The organism is Flavobacterium antarcticum DSM 19726 (assembly GCF_000419685.1).
Classification (GTDB): domain Bacteria; phylum Bacteroidota; class Bacteroidia; order Flavobacteriales; family Flavobacteriaceae; genus Flavobacterium; species Flavobacterium antarcticum.
On sequence record NZ_ATTM01000005.1, the window covers coordinates 58,054 to 74,288 of the forward strand.

Genomic DNA, 16,235 nt, shown 5'->3' on the forward strand with positions numbered 1-16,235 from the left:
AATTATGAAATTTTCTGGTCATACTTCCATTTTTGAAATTATTAAAATACTTTTTATTGTTTCGGTTGTCTCTTTATTCATCACAAGTTGTGCTGTGAAAGAACCTCGATATGGAAAAAATATAAATATCGATTTTACTGAAATTCCTGAAGATATTGACGTCAATCATACTTTTTATTTAGTGGGAGACGCAGGAAATGCAGATCGTGAAGCAGGTGGAAATATGCTTAACATCTTGAAGGATAAGTTAAACAAAGCCAATTCCAACAGCACATTAATTTTTCTAGGTGACAATATTTATCCAAGTGGCTTACCTGAAGAAAACCATAAAGATAGAAAATTAGCAGAACAAAAGTTAGATGTTCAAATGAGTGTTGCTACTGATTTTAAAGGCAAAACTATTTTCATTCCAGGAAATCACGATTGGTACAGCGACGGAATTAAAGGAGTTAAAAGACAAGAAGATTATATTAATAATGGCTTAAAACAGAAGAAATCCTTCCTTCCGCGAAATGGTTGTGCAATTGACAAACTGAATCTTCCTGAGAATTTAGTTTTAATAACTATTGATTCCGAATGGTTTTTAGCAGATTGGAATAAAAATCCCGGTATTAACGAAGATTGTGAAATTAAATCCCGTGAACAGTTATTTGAAGAATTAGAAAGTTTACTCAATAAAAACCAAAATAAAACCATAGTAATTGCTGTTCATCATCCATTAATGACCAATGGAACGCACGGCGGACAATTTTCATTAGAAAAACAATTATTTCCGTTAGAGAATAAAATTCCGATGCCGGTTTTAGCTTCGTTGGCTAATCTTATTCGGAAAACCGGTGGTGTGAGTCCACAGGATTTGCAAAATAAAAAATACACCGAATTTTCTAATCGAGTAAAAACATTGATTCAAAAATATAACAATGTAGTTGTAGTTTCGGGACACGATCATAATTTGCAGTACGTTGAGAAAAATAACGTGAAACAAATTATCAGTGGTTCCGGTTCAAAATTAGAAGCTGCTCGAGCAAGAAATGCAAATGATTTTTCTGCGGGATACAATGGTTATGCGGTTTTAGAAGTGGGAAGTAAAGGACAAGCACACGCCTCTTTTTACGGCATTAAAAATGGTTCAGAAAAACTTTTATTCAGACATGTTGTTCTTGAGAAAAAGAACGAATCAATTGAAAATTATGAATTATCACGCGAACAATTTAAAGTCGCGTCTGTTTACACGAAGGAATTTACAACGAAGAATAGTTTTTATAAATTTCTTTGGGGAAACCATTATCGCTCCATCTATTCTCAAGACATAAAAGTCGCAAATGTAAATTTAGATACGTTATTTGGAGGTTTAAAACCAATAAAAGCTGGAGGAGGGCATCAGTCTAATTCTTTAAGATTAACGGATACTTTGGGACGGGAATTTGTAATGCGAGGGATAAAAAAGAGCGCGACACGCTTTATTCAATCGGTGGCGTTTAAAAATCAGGCCATTGAAAATGACTTTGACAACACGTATGCGGAACGATTTCTGCTTGATTTTTATACTTCTTCTCATCCCTACACTCCTTTTATCGTAGGGAATTTGGCGGAAGCCATAGGAATACCACACACGAATCCGAAGTTATTTTTTGTGCCAAAACAAAATGCATTAAAAGAATTTAATGCCAATTATGGCGATGAACTCTACATGATTGAAGAACGTCCGATGGATGGATTTAAAGACTATGAAAGTTTTGGAAATCCAAAAGCAATTTTGAGTACAGATGATGTTTTAGCAAATCTGGTTAAAGATGAAAAGTATGCCATCGACGAAACTTCTTATGTTCGAGCGCGACTTTTTGATATGCTAATTGGCGATTGGGACCGGCATTCTGATCAGTGGCGTTGGGGAGAATTTCACGAAAGCGGAAAAATAATCTACAAACCTATTCCACGCGATCGCGATCAAGCATTTCCTAAGTACGGCGGAGTCGCTTTGACTTTAATTATGACTACACCTGAATTGCGACACATGCAGGGTTTTAAATCGGATATTAGAAACATTAAATGGTTCAATATGGAACCTTATCCACTTGATTTAAAATTTCTAAAAACCGCTGATGAAAAACTATGGCTTGAGCAAGCTGAATATATAAAAGAAAATCTTTCTGATGCCGCAATTGATGCTGCTTTTGCACAATTGCCTATTGAAGTGCACGATAAAAGTAGTGATGAAATAAGATCATTTTTGAAAGCGAGAAGAGCCAACTTAAATGTGTTTGCCACCGATTATTATAAAGTTCTGCAACGTACGGTATTGATTGTTGGAACCAACAAAAAAGATAAATTTGTCATTAATAGACTGCGTGATGGTACAACAGAAGTGAGTATTTTTCGATTGAAGAAAACAGGTGAAGAGTTTCAGTACAAACGGATTTATGAGAATAACGAAACGAAGCACTTGTGGGTTTATGGATTAGATGGGGATGATATTTTTGAAGTGAAAGGAAAAGAATCGGGATCTATTCGCTTAAAATTAATTGGCGGTTTGAACAATGATTTGTACACCATTGAGAATGGAAAACGCGTTGCAATTGTTGACTATAAATCAAAAAATAATACGTTTGAAGTTGATAGAAAAACAACAAAAATGCTAAGTGACAGTTATGATTTAAATACGTACGATTATAAAAAACCTAAATTTAATGCTTTTGCAACTGCTCCAGATATTGGATTTAATCCTGATGATGGTATTAAAGTAGGTGTTTCGATGACGTACAAAGTCAATTCGTTTATCCGAAATCCCTTTTCACAAAAGCACAATGTGAAAGCTAATTATTACTTCGCAACACAGGGTTATGAATTTATGTATAATGGCGTATTTCCCAATGTTTTAAATAATTGGCGACTTGAATTAGATGCTGTTGTCACAAGTCCAAACTTCAGTTCTAATTTCTTTGGATATGGAAATGAAACGCAAAATTCAGATGATAATTTAGGAATGAATTACAATCGGATAAAAACGCAAACTTTAGGTTTCGCACCATCCATGCATTGGAAAGGGGAATCAGGTGGAAGCTTTTTTGCCAAATTTAATTTCAGATCCGTTGAGGTGGATCGAACGGCAAATCGTTTTATTCTTGATAATGCGTTCATCAATCCTGAAGTTTTTCAGACACAAAATTATGTAGCTGCACAAGTGCGATATGCTTTTGAAAATTACGATAACGCCTCAAATCCAACTTTTGGAATGAAGTTTTATCTGGAAGGCGGTTATGAAGTAAATTTAGATCAGACAAATAAAAAGGTGCCTTACTTTGAAACCGCTCTAGGTTTTGTTCATAAAATCACCAAATCGGATAAGCTTGTTTTTAGTACGTTAGCAAAAACTAAAATGCTTTTTAGTACTGATTATTTGTTTTACCAAATGGCACAAATTGGCGGCGATTCTGACTTGAGAGCGTATCGTTTTGAACGATTTTCAGGAAAGCAATCGTTATTTATGACTTCAGACGTTCGGTTTGAAATAGGTAAAATTCGAAACATTTTGGTTCCAGGGAAATACGGTTTGTTTACCGGTTTTGACTTAGGACGCGTTTGGTTAGAAAATGATTTTTCAAATAAATGGCACAATTCCTATGGCGGCGGAATGTGGATCAACGGTGCTAATGTGGTTACCGGAAAAGTGTCTTATTTCCAAGGTGAAGATGGAGGACGCGTTTCGGTTGGCTTACTTTTTGGTTTTTAATAGATTTAATTTATAGAGATTTCCACCCGTTTTCTTGTCCTTTTCGTCTGTGATGTAGAGTGTATTTTCGTCCTTAAAGCAAATCCCTTCCTTTTGCGTGAACGTTGGAAGTTGCCTGTTTTTCATCTTTCCATTGAAGAAATCATCCTCTTTAAAATTGCTGAAGAGCCAAACTTGATCTGAACTCAATAATGCAATTGTCTTGCCACTCGAACTAATATCTGCACTAGTAATGGCACAATGATTAAAATTTTCGCAGGTTTTAAAACTCGAAATTAATTCTGCTGCATGAGTTCCGGGAGCGTTTGGGACTTTATATAAGGAAGTAGTGCCGTCAAATTTTGAACTTCTGTTTTTGGTAAACAAGTAGAAATTGTCTTTAAAAATAAAAAATGCTTCTACGTCAAATATGCGATTCGATTTTTTTGGAGGGAATGCCTTTTGCTCTGGCAAATAGAAGGAGATTTTGCCAGAAATGTTGATCTCTTTTTGCAGTAAATGTGCAGCGTCAATCTTGTAAATAGCCAAATCTTTTCGATCGTTTTTATTGTTTCCAAAGTCACCAATATATAAGTTTCCTTCTTTATCGGAAGTCAAATCTTCCCAATCCACATTTTCAATATCTTGAATAATGCCTTGTTGAGCAATTTTTCCTTCGCTGTCCAATCCAAATATTTCGGGTTTGTTCCCACGATCTTGTATGGTCCATATCAAATCTGACTTTTCAGTGACTTCCACTGCCGAAGATTCTTTCATATTATTCGGTAATTGGAATAACGTTGTAAAATCTACGTTTGAATCAGCGTTTGTGCAAAAGGACAAAACAAAGAGACTGAGTAAATAAGGAATGGCTTTTGGAAACATTTTCTTTTTTTTATAAAAGTAGAAATAAAAGCGGAAGGCCGTTTTAATTTTAACATCGTACTTGTAATTTTGAAATAGGATATGAGTTGGTATAATTTCTCTCAAGTCTTTTTTCTGTAGAAATATAGCATGTAAAAATGTAATTTAAAATCTGGATTTCCGTGCTAAAAAATCTAAATCGTAAAAAATTAAAAATACCTTAGTATGAATAGCTAATACTTTGTAAATTTGTCGTTTATTTTAAAAGTAGACTACTTATGATACAACTTCACGATAAACATTTCGTTCCTTTTATTTCAGCCGAAGAAATTGACTTCGCAATTAAGAATATGGCGAAACAAATGGACGATGATTTTTTTGATGAACAGCCCATTTTTATTGGTGTTTTAAACGGTTCTTTTATGGTTTTATCTGATTTGATGAAACATTACCGCGGCATGTGCGAAGTTAGTTTTGTAAAAATGTCTTCTTACAGCGGAATGGAAACCACGAATACAGTCAACGAGTTAATTGGTTTGAACCAAGATTTAGAGGGTAAAACGGTAATTATAGTGGAAGATATTGTAGATACTGGAAACACAATTGAAGTTTTAAAAGAAATTTTAAAGTCTAAAAAAGTAAAGCATTTTAAAATCGCTACTTTGTTTTTCAAACCTGAAGCATATAAAAAAGACATAAAACTAGATTACGTTGGGATTCGAATTCCTAACAAATTTATAGTAGGTTTTGGATTAGATTACGACGGTTTAGGTCGAAATTTACCTGAAGTTTATCAGTTAAAAGAATAATTTTACAAGAACACAACAATACAACACACTCAACTACACAATGATTAATATCGTTTTATTCGGAAAACCTGGAGCGGGAAAAGGAACACAAGCTGAATTTTTAAAAACCAAATACAATTTAACACATCTTTCAACAGGAGATATTTTTAGATTTAACATCAAGGGTGATACTGATTTAGGAAAGTTGGCTAAGACTTTTATGGATAAAGGTGAACTTGTTCCCGATGCAGTAACCATCAAAATGTTAGAAAGTGAATGCAACAATCACCCTGATTCTAGTGGGTTTTTGTTTGATGGTTTTCCAAGAACACTTTCACAAGCGGAAGCATTAGATGCTTTTTTAGAGTCGAAAAACGAGCAAATTACCGCAACAATAGCTTTAGAAGCAGACGATGAGGTTTTGGTAAAAAGAATATTGGAACGCGGAAAAACTTCTGGAAGACCAGACGATCAAGATGCCGAAAAAATCAGAAACCGGTACCAAGAATACAACGAAAAAACGGCACCTTTAATGGATTATTATAAAGGTCAAAATAAATTTCACAGCGTAAACGGCATTGGTTCAATCCAAGAAATTACCGAACGCTTAAGTCTTGTGATCAATAGTCTAAAATAGTTTAGTTAGATTTTGGCAACGACGCCAAGAATCTAAAGTCTTAAATATAATAATGGAAATACTCATTGTTCTCTTTTTAATTATTCTGAATGGTGTTTTTTCTATGTCAGAAATTTCACTTATTTCTGCGCGAAAAAACCGATTGGAAACGGCTGCAAAAAAAGGCAACAAAAGCGCGAAAATAGCTTTGGAATTGGCCAATTCGCCAAATAAATTTTTATCAACAGTACAAATTGGAATTACCTTAATTGGAATTTTAACAGGTATTTTTAGTGGAGATAAAATTACTTCTGATGTAAAAGTATTCATTCAAGGTTTTGAAGTTTTAAGGCCGTATGCTGATTCTCTTGCGGTAGGTTTAGTTGTGGTTGTTCTGACTTTTTTCTCTTTAGTTTTGGGGGAATTGCTTCCAAAGCGAATTGGATTAAATCATCCTGAAAAAATAGCGAAAGCAGTTGCTGTTCCTATGAAAGTGGTTTCCATTATTACGGCACCGTTTATTTGGTTATTGACCATTTCAACCGAATTTCTATTGAAAGTTTTAATGATTAAACCTTCTTCTGACGGTAAAGTGACTGAAGAAGAGATTAAGGCCATTATCAAAGAAGGTACAGAAGGTGGAGAAGTTCAGGAGATTGAACAAGATATTGTGGAACGTGTTTTTCATATTGGCGACCGAAAGGTCAACTCCTTGATGACGCACAGAAAATCTGTAGTTTTCTTGCCAATTGATGCCAATAAGACGCAAGTGACCGAATTGATGTTGAAAGAATTACATTCGGTTTATCCGGTTTATGGAGAAAATTACGACGACATTGTAGGTTGTGTGAATTTGAAAAATATTTTCGCGAATATTAATAAAAATTCATTCAATCTTCCTGATATCGTTACTGACGCACCATTTATGATGGAACAAACGACCGCTTATAAAGCATTGGAAACGTTCAAACAAAGTGGAATTCATTATGCGTTTGTTTCTGATGAATACGGTGTATTTCAGGGAATTATTACCTTAAATGATATTTTAGAAGCATTAGTGGGTAACGCTTCTGATTTTTATAAAGAAGATTTTCAATTGGTGGAACGCGAAGACGGAACTTGGTTGGTAGACGGACATTATTCGTTACACGATTTCTTAACCTATTTTGAGTTTGACGAATTGATTAATGACTATGATGTTACGACCGTTAGTGGTTTAATAATGACCGAACTTTCGCGTATTCCAAAGCAAGGAGAGAAACTAAAGTGGAACGGTTTAGAGTTGGAAGTGATTGATATGGACGGTGTGAAGATTGATAAAGTGTTAATTAAGGCACTAAAAGAAAAATAGTAGTTCGTTTTCCGTTATCAGTTTTAACTGACAACTGAAAACCGACAACTGAAAACAAAAGAAATGACAGAAGGAAATTTTGTAGATTACGTAAAAATATATGTTTCTTCCGGAAAAGGAGGAAAGGGTTCAACGCATTTGCACCGTGAAAAATTTATCGAAAAAGGTGGACCTGATGGTGGAGATGGTGGGCGAGGTGGTCACGTTTACTTGGTTGGAAATAAAAGTTTGTGGACTTTATTTCACTTGAAATTCGCGCGACACATTAAAGCTGGTCACGGTGGAGATGGAGGAGGAGACCGAAGTACGGGAGCTAATGGAGACGATAAATTTATCGAAGTTCCTTTAGGTACTGTTGTTCGCGACAAGGAAACGAATGAAATCATGTTTGAAATTACAGAACATGATGAGAAAAGAATCATCGCTCAAGGTGGAAAAGGTGGTTTAGGAAACTGGCACTTTAGAAGCTCTACAAATCAAACGCCTCGTTATGCTCAACCGGGTTTACCTTCAGAAGAAAGTGATATCGTTTTAGAACTTAAAGTTTTAGCGGATGTGGGATTAGTTGGTTTTCCAAATGCAGGAAAATCTACTTTGCTTTCTGTGTTGACTTCTGCTAAGCCAAAAATTGCTGATTATCCGTTTACAACATTAAAACCAAACTTGGGAATTGTAGCGTACAGAGATTATCAATCTTTTGTGATTGCTGATATTCCTGGAATTATTGAAGGTGCTGCAGAAGGAAAAGGGTTGGGGCATTATTTCTTGCGTCACATTGAAAGAAATTCAACATTGTTGTTTTTAGTTCCTGTCGATACCGAAGATATCAAAGGAGAATACGACATTCTTGTGAATGAATTGACGAAGTACAATCCTGAAATGTTAGACAAAGAGCGAATGTTAGTTATTTCAAAATGCGACATGCTTGACGACGAATTAAAAGCGGAATTGAAAACACAATTAGACAAAGAATTGACTATTCCTTACATGTTTATCTCATCCGTTGCGCAACAAGGACTTGTGGAGTTGAAAGATAAGTTATGGGAAATGTTGAATAAAGAACAAGAATAATATTCAAAAAATTTTAAGAAAGTCGGCGTTATCGCTGACTTTTTTTGTGAAATAGCATTATTTTTTTATGAGAGTTCAGATTAAAAACAACATTTTAGAAGCGACTTTCGATACTTTAGGTGCGGAACTTATTTCGCTGAAGTCTAATGAAAAGGAATACATTTGGGAAGGTAATCCTGAATTTTGGGATAAGCATTCTCCTATTTTGTTTCCCACAATTGGCTCCTTAAAAGACGATGTTTATTTCTTTGGAGGAAAAGAATATACCTTGCCAAGACATGGCTTTGCACGAGAAAAGCAATTTCAAATTGTTGAACAAACGGAACATACAATTCTGTTTTCTTTACAAGAAGATGCGGAAACACTTAAAGTATATCCGTTTTGTTTTGAATTGCAAATTGAATATCGTTTAGTAGAAAACCAATTAACAGTTGCTTACAAAGTGAAAAATAATTCAAGCGGCAACCTGTTTTTCTCAATTGGTGGACATCCTGGTTTTGCGCTAGCTGAAAATTTTGATCACTATTCATTGGTTTTTGAAACAGACGAAGCATTGCAATTTTCGTTTCTAGAAGATCATCTTTTATCCGCTGAAATACAAAATCTTGAAGTTGAAAGCAACCATTTGCCACTCCATTATCAACTCTTTGAAAAAGATGCGTTGGTATTCAAAAACCATAAAATACAAGCAATTACAATTCAAGAAAATGCGAAAGATTTTTTAAAAATAAATTTCAAAAACTTTCCTGATTTGGGAATTTGGACAAAAGTGAATGCTCCATTTATTTGCATCGAACCTTGGTTTGGTCATGCGGATGAAGTGGTAAGTTCACAGAAATTAGAAGAAAAGTCAGGCATTCAATCGTTGGAAAAAAACGGTCAATTTTCGGCAACGTACAGCATTGAAATTGCAGTACAATAAAATTTAAGATAATTATTCAATTAAAAAAGCAACCCTTTCAAAGTAGTTGCATCTACCATTAAACTAATCATTATGTTCAAGAAAATCTCTCTAATCGCATTTACAGCGGTTTTATTTGCAAGTTGCGATATCGGAAGTACAGGATCAAGCAGTTGTCCAGCAGTTGTTGGCGTTCCCGCACTAGCAGTCACTGGCCCAACAGAAGCAGTTGTTGATGTGCCAATTTTACTAGAAGTTTCCTACAAAACCAAAAAAAATTGTGGTAATTTTTATTCTTTCTATAAAAATGAAGATTTGCAGCCTATGGTTGATATCGTTACCGTAAATACAACTTACGACGCTTGTAGTTGTGATGAAGTAGAAAGCACGCAAAAATCAAATTATACGTTTAAGAAAAGTATACCGGGAACCTATTTGGTCAAATTTAAAAAGACAAACGAAACTTTTGTCGAGCATACGGTAACAGTAGAATAACGAACTCATCCTACACTTAAAAGTCTTGAATTTTTTTCAAGACTTTTTTTTGTGCGTATTTTTCTTCCCTTTATTTAATTATATTTGATTAAATAAATGTGCCAATGAATGCTTTTCAACTGCAGTTTGAACAGATTGTCGATTACTTAAAATACGATGATTTTGCGATTTTAACCAAACGAATTATTGACTTAACACTCGATACTGAATCGGTAGCGTTTTATCAAAAAACCAATGATTTGCTAGATTGGTTAGATTCAAATTCCGAAAACATTCCGGAGAAAAAGATAAAATTTCAGTCACTTTTAGACGAACTCTTTGCATTCTTGAGTCAAAAGGAAATTCCAGAATCTAAACTTTTAGTTAGTGTCACAGCTTTAGAAAAAATATATCCTTCAGGGCGATTTTCTCTTGGTCCTGTTAATTTGAATCTACATCACGGAGAAATTTTAGGTTTAGTGGGCGAAAACGGAAATGGAAAAACCACGTTATTGCGTTTGCTTTGTGGGGAATTATTTTCTACATCAGGCGAACTGAACTATCATTTTCAGTACGACGATTTATATGATTTAAGAACACAGCTCGTTTATATTCCGCAACGAACAGAAACATGGTACGGCTCCGTATTTACAAATTTAGAATTTGCAGCTGCAAGTTATGGCTATAAGCCTAATGAAAATGTCCTAGTTGTTAACTTGATTATGGCACGTTTGGGCTTGAGAAAGTTTCGGGATTATGGTTGGAAAGATTTATCGTCTGGATTCAAAATGCGTTTGGAACTAGCACACATGCTTTTACGTAAACCTAAAATACTGTTGATAGATGAACCGTTGGCTAATTTAGATATTTTGGCTCAGCAAACGATTTTAGAGGATTTTAAAGCGATTTCAAAGTCGCCATTTCGACCAATTGGGATTGTGTTGAGTTCACAACAATTATATGAAGTGGAGAAAACTTCGGACCAGGTTATCTTTTTGAAAAACGGTTCACAGAAAAACTTGTACGAAAATAGAGTAAACGAAAACGACGCAATTGAAGTTCAAAATTTCATTTATGAGTTTGAAACGGAATGGACAAAAAATCAGCTAATTCCAATATTCGAAAGGGAATTAATTGACTTGCAGATCAATGGAGGGGTTTATATTGCGACTTGTACAGCAGCACTTTCGCCCTCGCAATTTTTGCAAATGTTGACGGAGCACAATGTTCCGATTCAATATTACAGGAATATTTCCAACTCAACGCGTCGTTTCTTCATCTCCTAAATTCGTCATCATGTTTAAAAACTTCAATCATAAATTTGTTTACAATTATCCCTTGATTTGGAATACTAAAATAATTCCGTTTTTGCTGATTTCATTACTGATTCACCTTCTGTTTTTTGCAGTTGGTTATCAAAATGCAATTGTACATTCGGTGCAAATTCATAATTATTACAATCAGGACAGTAATGCAATTACGATCAATTTATTTGCCATTCTGATATCGGTTTTGGTTTCGATCATTTGGTGTGTTTTGTATTTTAGAAACAATGCGTTTAAGGCTTTTTATCCTAAAACCAATAATGCGTTATTTAAGGAATGGATGCTCATTTTAATCTTTTGCTTGTCCACTTTTAGTTATGCACTTTCGGCAGTTCTAGGAGCAAATGTGCAGATGCGAAGTAATATGTCCCATAAAGTTGTGTTAGAACGTTGCGAGACGATCAGTAAAGCGTCGATGTTTCTGCAGGGAAGTTTTAAGGAAAGTAACTGGGAAGATAAAACGGTTAATGGTAAAATTATTCAAGTTCAGCGTGATTCATTTCCGTTTGAAGGCAAAAGATATGCTTTAAATTCTTTGATGAATAAAAACATGGAAATGTTTCCTTCGTTTAATTCTGAAAGTGATTCTTTACGTCGCCTTCAAGTGCAACGTTGGATGAAACGAGATGATAAAGCGCAAATTTTAAAAATTTTCCAAGATTATTTTGCTGTTGCAAATGAACATAAGTTGAAGTCGAATATATCAGCTGAACAATGGATGGATTTGGTATATAATTATCCAGAATTTACAACTTATAAAGTAATTGGAACTTCTGAAAGAGATCTTTTATACGAATATGGATTTAAAGAAAATGAAGTAGTAATGGAAAGTGATGATGTGATTTCTAGTCGCGACACCACTACTACAACAATTAAAACAGAAAATGAACAACAATACGTCTACTCAAAATATTACGTAAGTCATAAACCGTTATATCGATTTTACGCTAAAGTCGCGGAAGCCTGGGGAAATTCGTTAGTAGATTTAGATTACATTATGGTCGTTCTGTATCTCGGTTTCGGTGGTTCATTATTGGTTTTCAGTTTCAGAGTTACCTCTGCTCGAAAATGGACTATCTCCTTGATTGCAATGGGTGTTGTTCAAATTATTTTCGGAATTGGAACCGCACTTTTCAGTTATAGCTTGACTTTTCCCATGCTCTATTTGCTCTATTTCTTACTTGTATTTGTCTATTTTATTGTGGTTTATTATCAGAAAAAGGGCAAGAAGCTTTCGGGAATTGCTTTAAATCAAATGTTGTGGTTGTTACCTGGATTTTTGCCAATGATCTACGTCATCGTGATGGATTTTGTAAAAAAATATTCGGGATACAACAACCGATATAATTTTGAGACAGGTGTGGTTGTCGAGGAATTTCCAAAAATTGATTGGATTGAAACTAACGTCGTTTTATTAGCTCAATTAAATTTACTGTTACTCGTTTTTGTATTGTTTCTGCTTTCACGAGTGATTAAAAAATGGCGTGGAATTCCTGAGGAATAAGTAATTTATATTTTTCCAATGATTTTAGGAAGTGTTCTCAAGTATAATTCTTCGACTTTTTCGCGGGCCCAAGGTGTTTTTCGCAGAAAAGTCAAGCTGGATTTTAAACTTGGATTGTCCGTAAAACATTTGATTTTGATCAATTCGCCCAAGGTGTCAAATCCGTAAAACTGAATTAAGTCTTCAAGCATTTTCTGTAAAGTAATGCCGTGAAGTGGATTTTTTGGATTCGGATTATTCATGTTTTATAATTTGGAAGTTTTGATTTAGCAAAAGTGCGTATTTTTTGCAACTATTAAAATAAAAACGGTGACCAATATTCAAAATCTATTGACGATTTAAAGGAATGTCACTACATTTGCAATCCTATGCTAAAGACAATAAATATATTAAATAAACGTGCTCGTTTTGATTTTGAATTAATCGAGAAATATTCCGCTGGAATTGTTTTAACCGGAACGGAAATCAAATCCATTCGGTTGGGAAAAGCAAACATTACGGAAAGCTTCTGCGAATTCAATGAACGTGGTGAACTTTTCGTGATCAATATGTATATTGAAGAATATGCTTTCGGGAATCAATTCAACCATAAAGCGCGAAGCGAACGTAAATTGTTGTTGAACAAACGGGAACTGAAAAATTTAGCAAAAAACGTGCAAGCGAAAGGCTTGACTATTGTGCCACTTAAATTGTATACCAATGAAAAAGGAATGGCGAAACTTGAGATTTCTTTAGCTCGAGGTAAAAAGACGTACGACAAACGCGAATCTTTGAAAGAACAAGATACGAAACGTGATCTGGACAGGATTAAGAAGATTTATAAGTAAGTTTCTACATAACTCTCATTTTGTGATGCCAAATTCATTTCGATATCTAATTTTGTGAGAAGCTGAAATAAATGCAACTTGACAATTACGGGATAAAATATAGATATTTGTCATGCCGAATTTATTTCGGGATCTTGTTTGAATGAAGATTTCCAAGTTTTAAATTTCCTACCAAAATTAAGATTTCAGAATAAAAATATCTTTTCTGGCGCTGCGGGATTTCGCGTTAAGGATGGAAGTGGAGCTCTTTATTGTGTCGTCTTTTGGGACGAGACAATAAAAGCGGGAACGAACAGCCTGACCCGAAGTTTTTGCGGAGGGGAACGCCCAAATTAGTAGTAGATTAAAAAAGTATAAAACAAAAAAAGTCCCAACTTTCGTCAGGACTTTTCTTCGCACTAATAAACTAAGTTTATAGGTTTATCTCAATCGATCCACAGATTTTACGAGATCTTCATCCTTCTTGATGGCTTTATTGGCCAAGACCAAAAAAACGATAGCAACAATAGGAAGGAACATCCCAATACCTTTCTCAGAAACCGAAGTTTCTCCAGATACCGTTAGTAACCGATACACAAATAACCCTAATAAAAATAAATTCAATATGATGTTCAATCTGCCCATGACAAATTGATTTTGTCTCTTTTTAAAACTCATAATACTTACAATGGATAAAGTAGTACTTAATCCAAATAACGCCACGTAACTTATTTCGGTCATGAAATAGAAGTCGGCAATTGCAGTTCCTGTTACTTGTTTCCAAAGTGGAAAAACAAAAGGCAAAACTCCAGTGACAACTGCAGCGAGAATAAGGTAAATGGTTTGTATTCTTTGTAACATTTTTTATAAAAATCTAACGCAAAAATATATCTTCTTTTTGAAAAATACTATTGTAAGCTAAAAATTTATTCGTAATATTGCAGTATAAACCTATAAGTACTTCATCTTTTAGGGTTTGCAAGACAAATAATATTGCACAACAACATCTCACTACAACTTCCGAACTAATTAATTCAAATAAACATACATGTTTGAAATTTCTGCATTAAAGCAAATGAAGCTGGCTGAGCTTCAAGACATAGCCAAGTTGGCAAAAATCAAATCAGCAGGTGTCAAAAAAGATCTTCTTGTTGAACAAATTTTACAAAAGCAAAGCGAGGCAAAGCCTTCTCCTGCTGCTGAAACTGTTCAAACACCATCGGATGAAAGCCCAAAAAGAACACGCATTGTTCCTACAAAAAAGCAAGACGACGCTGCAAGTGATTTAAATTTGGCTGCAACGGATGTTCAAAAAAACGAAACTACTACTGAAGCAGAAGTAAAAATCGCTCCTGAACGAAAAGTAATCAAGTTTAATAAGGCAAAATACGAAAGTAAAGTCAACGCTGCCGTTGAACGTAAATCAGCTGATGAAGGTGTTAAAGAAGTCACTGCTACTTCTGAAAATCTAGAATCAGCAACTTCTGAAGAGGAGACAAAGCCTAAAAAACCGGTTCATGCTCAAAAAGCAAACCCGAATTCGAAGATAAACCCGAGCCAAAATCCAAATCAAAATTCAAATGGTAACGGAAATGCACCGCAGAACCCAAGCCAGAAGAACAAGAAAAATAATTACCGCGATTCTGATTTTGAATTCGACGGGATTATTGAAAGTGAAGGTGTTTTAGAAATGATGCCTGACGGATACGGATTTTTACGTTCTTCGGATTACAATTATTTAGCTTCTCCGGATGATATTTATTTGTCAAACTCGCAAGTACGTCTTTTTGGCTTAAAAACGGGTGATACAGTCAAAGGCGTAGTTCGTCCTCCAAAAGAAGGCGAGAAGTTCTTCCCATTAGTTCGTGTGTTAAAAATCAACGGACATGATCCGCAAGTGGTTCGCGATCGTGTTTCTTTTGAACATTTAACGCCGGTTTTTCCAGATGAAAAATTCAGATTAGCAGAGAAAGAAAGTACAATTTCCACTCGAATTATCGATTTGTTTTCGCCAATTGGAAAAGGACAACGTGGAATGATCGTTGCCCAACCGAAAACGGGTAAAACCATGTTGTTAAAGGACATCGCAAATGCAATTGCCGCGAATCATCCAGAAGTGTATTTGATCGTTTTATTAATTGACGAACGACCAGAAGAGGTTACAGATATGCAACGTAGCGTTCGTGGAGAGGTAGTTGCTTCAACATTTGACCGTGAACCACAGGAACACGTGAAAATTGCGAATATTGTTTTAGAAAAAGCAAAACGTTTAGTGGAATGTGGACATGATGTTGTGATTCTCTTGGATTCGATTACACGTTTAGCAAGAGCATACAATACGGTTCAACCTGCGTCAGGAAAAGTGTTAAGTGGTGGAGTAGATGCAAATGCATTACAGAAACCAAAACGTTTCTTTGGTGCGGCAAGAAATGTTGAGAATGGTGGTTCATTAAGTATCATCGCTACGGCATTGACAGAAACCGGTTCTAAAATGGATGAAGTAATCTTCGAAGAATTCAAAGGAACAGGAAATATGGAATTGCAGTTGGACAGAAAAATTGCCAACAAACGTATTTTCCCAGCAATCGATTTGACATCGTCAAGTACACGTCGCGACGATTTACTATTGGACGAAAAAACATTGCAACGTATGTGGATTATGCGAAAATACCTTTCGGATATGAATCCAGTAGAAGCAATGGACTTCATCAACGATCGATTTAAGAAAACGAGAAATAATGAGGAATTCCTAATCTCAATGAATCAAGGCTAATTTTTCACATTATTATAAATAGAAAAAACTCCGATGCTAAATTAAATTAGTAT

Annotated in this window: 14 protein-coding genes; 11 read left to right on the forward strand and 3 right to left on the reverse strand. The window is 34.9% G+C overall.

Annotated elements, in window-relative coordinates; all coding sequences use genetic code 11:
* The first annotated feature begins 4 nt into the window (after window positions 1–4).
* A complete protein-coding gene (locus tag YWA_RS0109570; protein ID WP_022828297.1) occupies window positions 5–3,730 on the forward strand; it encodes a metallophosphoesterase in 3,726 nt (1,241 codons plus the stop codon).
* Here the strand turns inward: YWA_RS0109570 and YWA_RS0109575 are convergent.
* On the reverse strand, window positions 3,713–4,594 hold the full coding sequence (locus YWA_RS0109575; protein ID WP_022828298.1) for a hypothetical protein: 882 nt from the start codon (window positions 4,592–4,594) through the stop codon (window positions 3,713–3,715). The two genes, YWA_RS0109570 and YWA_RS0109575, sit on opposite strands and share 18 nt — an antisense overlap.
* 257 nt (window positions 4,595–4,851) lie before the next feature.
* Between YWA_RS0109575 and hpt the strand changes: the two genes are divergently transcribed.
* From hpt to YWA_RS0109615, 8 genes are all read left to right on the forward strand, one after another.
* On the forward strand, window positions 4,852–5,382 hold the full coding sequence (gene hpt / locus YWA_RS0109580) for a hypoxanthine phosphoribosyltransferase (RefSeq protein ID WP_026718716.1): 531 nt from the start codon (window positions 4,852–4,854) through the stop codon (window positions 5,380–5,382).
* A gap of 40 nt (window positions 5,383–5,422) precedes the next feature.
* Window positions 5,423–5,998, forward strand: a complete 576-nt coding sequence (locus tag YWA_RS0109585; protein WP_026718717.1) for an adenylate kinase — start codon at window positions 5,423–5,425, stop codon at window positions 5,996–5,998.
* Window positions 5,999–6,050: 52 nt separating this feature from the next.
* Entirely contained in the window at window positions 6,051–7,328 is a 1,278-nt protein-coding gene (locus YWA_RS0109590; protein WP_022828299.1) for a hemolysin family protein, read from the forward strand.
* Window positions 7,329–7,391: 63 nt separating this feature from the next.
* Window positions 7,392–8,399 carry a GTPase ObgE gene (gene obgE, locus YWA_RS0109595; RefSeq protein WP_022828300.1) on the forward strand — a complete coding sequence of 336 codons (1,008 nt, stop codon included), beginning with the start codon at window positions 7,392–7,394 and terminating at the stop codon, window positions 8,397–8,399.
* Between the two features lie 67 nt (window positions 8,400–8,466).
* Entirely contained in the window at window positions 8,467–9,321 is an 855-nt protein-coding gene (locus YWA_RS0109600) for an aldose 1-epimerase family protein (protein WP_022828301.1), read from the forward strand.
* 72 nt (window positions 9,322–9,393) lie between these two features.
* Window positions 9,394–9,795 (forward strand): hypothetical protein, encoded by a 402-nt coding sequence (locus tag YWA_RS0109605; RefSeq protein ID WP_022828302.1) that lies wholly within the window; start codon window positions 9,394–9,396, stop codon window positions 9,793–9,795.
* Window positions 9,796–9,899: 104 nt separating this feature from the next.
* Window positions 9,900–11,060, forward strand: coding sequence for an ABC transporter ATP-binding protein (locus YWA_RS0109610; RefSeq protein WP_022828303.1), 1,161 nt, complete (start codon window positions 9,900–9,902; stop codon window positions 11,058–11,060).
* Entirely contained in the window at window positions 10,999–12,603 is a 1,605-nt protein-coding gene (locus YWA_RS0109615) for a hypothetical protein (RefSeq protein ID WP_022828304.1), read from the forward strand. The genes YWA_RS0109610 and YWA_RS0109615 overlap by 62 nt, the downstream gene beginning before the upstream one ends.
* 5 nt (window positions 12,604–12,608) lie before the next feature.
* Here the strand turns inward: YWA_RS0109615 and YWA_RS0109620 are convergent, their stop codons facing one another.
* Window positions 12,609–12,845 (reverse strand): VF530 family protein, encoded by a 237-nt coding sequence (locus YWA_RS0109620; RefSeq protein ID WP_022828305.1) that lies wholly within the window; start codon window positions 12,843–12,845, stop codon window positions 12,609–12,611.
* 126 nt (window positions 12,846–12,971) lie between these two features.
* On the opposite strand from YWA_RS0109620, the gene smpB reads away from it, so the two are divergent.
* Window positions 12,972–13,430: an SsrA-binding protein SmpB gene (smpB, locus tag YWA_RS0109625; protein WP_022828306.1), complete on the forward strand. Its 459-nt coding sequence runs from the start codon at window positions 12,972–12,974 to the stop codon at window positions 13,428–13,430.
* Between the two features lie 420 nt (window positions 13,431–13,850).
* Here the strand turns inward: smpB and YWA_RS0109635 are convergent, their stop codons facing one another.
* Window positions 13,851–14,270, reverse strand: coding sequence for a DUF4293 domain-containing protein (locus YWA_RS0109635; RefSeq protein WP_026718719.1), 420 nt, complete (start codon window positions 14,268–14,270; stop codon window positions 13,851–13,853).
* A 187-nt stretch (window positions 14,271–14,457) separates the two neighbouring features.
* On the opposite strand from YWA_RS0109635, the gene rho reads away from it, so the two are divergent.
* Window positions 14,458–16,182, forward strand: coding sequence for a transcription termination factor Rho (gene rho / locus YWA_RS0109640; protein WP_022828308.1), 1,725 nt, complete (start codon window positions 14,458–14,460; stop codon window positions 16,180–16,182).
* Window positions 16,183–16,235: the final 53 nt, after the last annotated feature.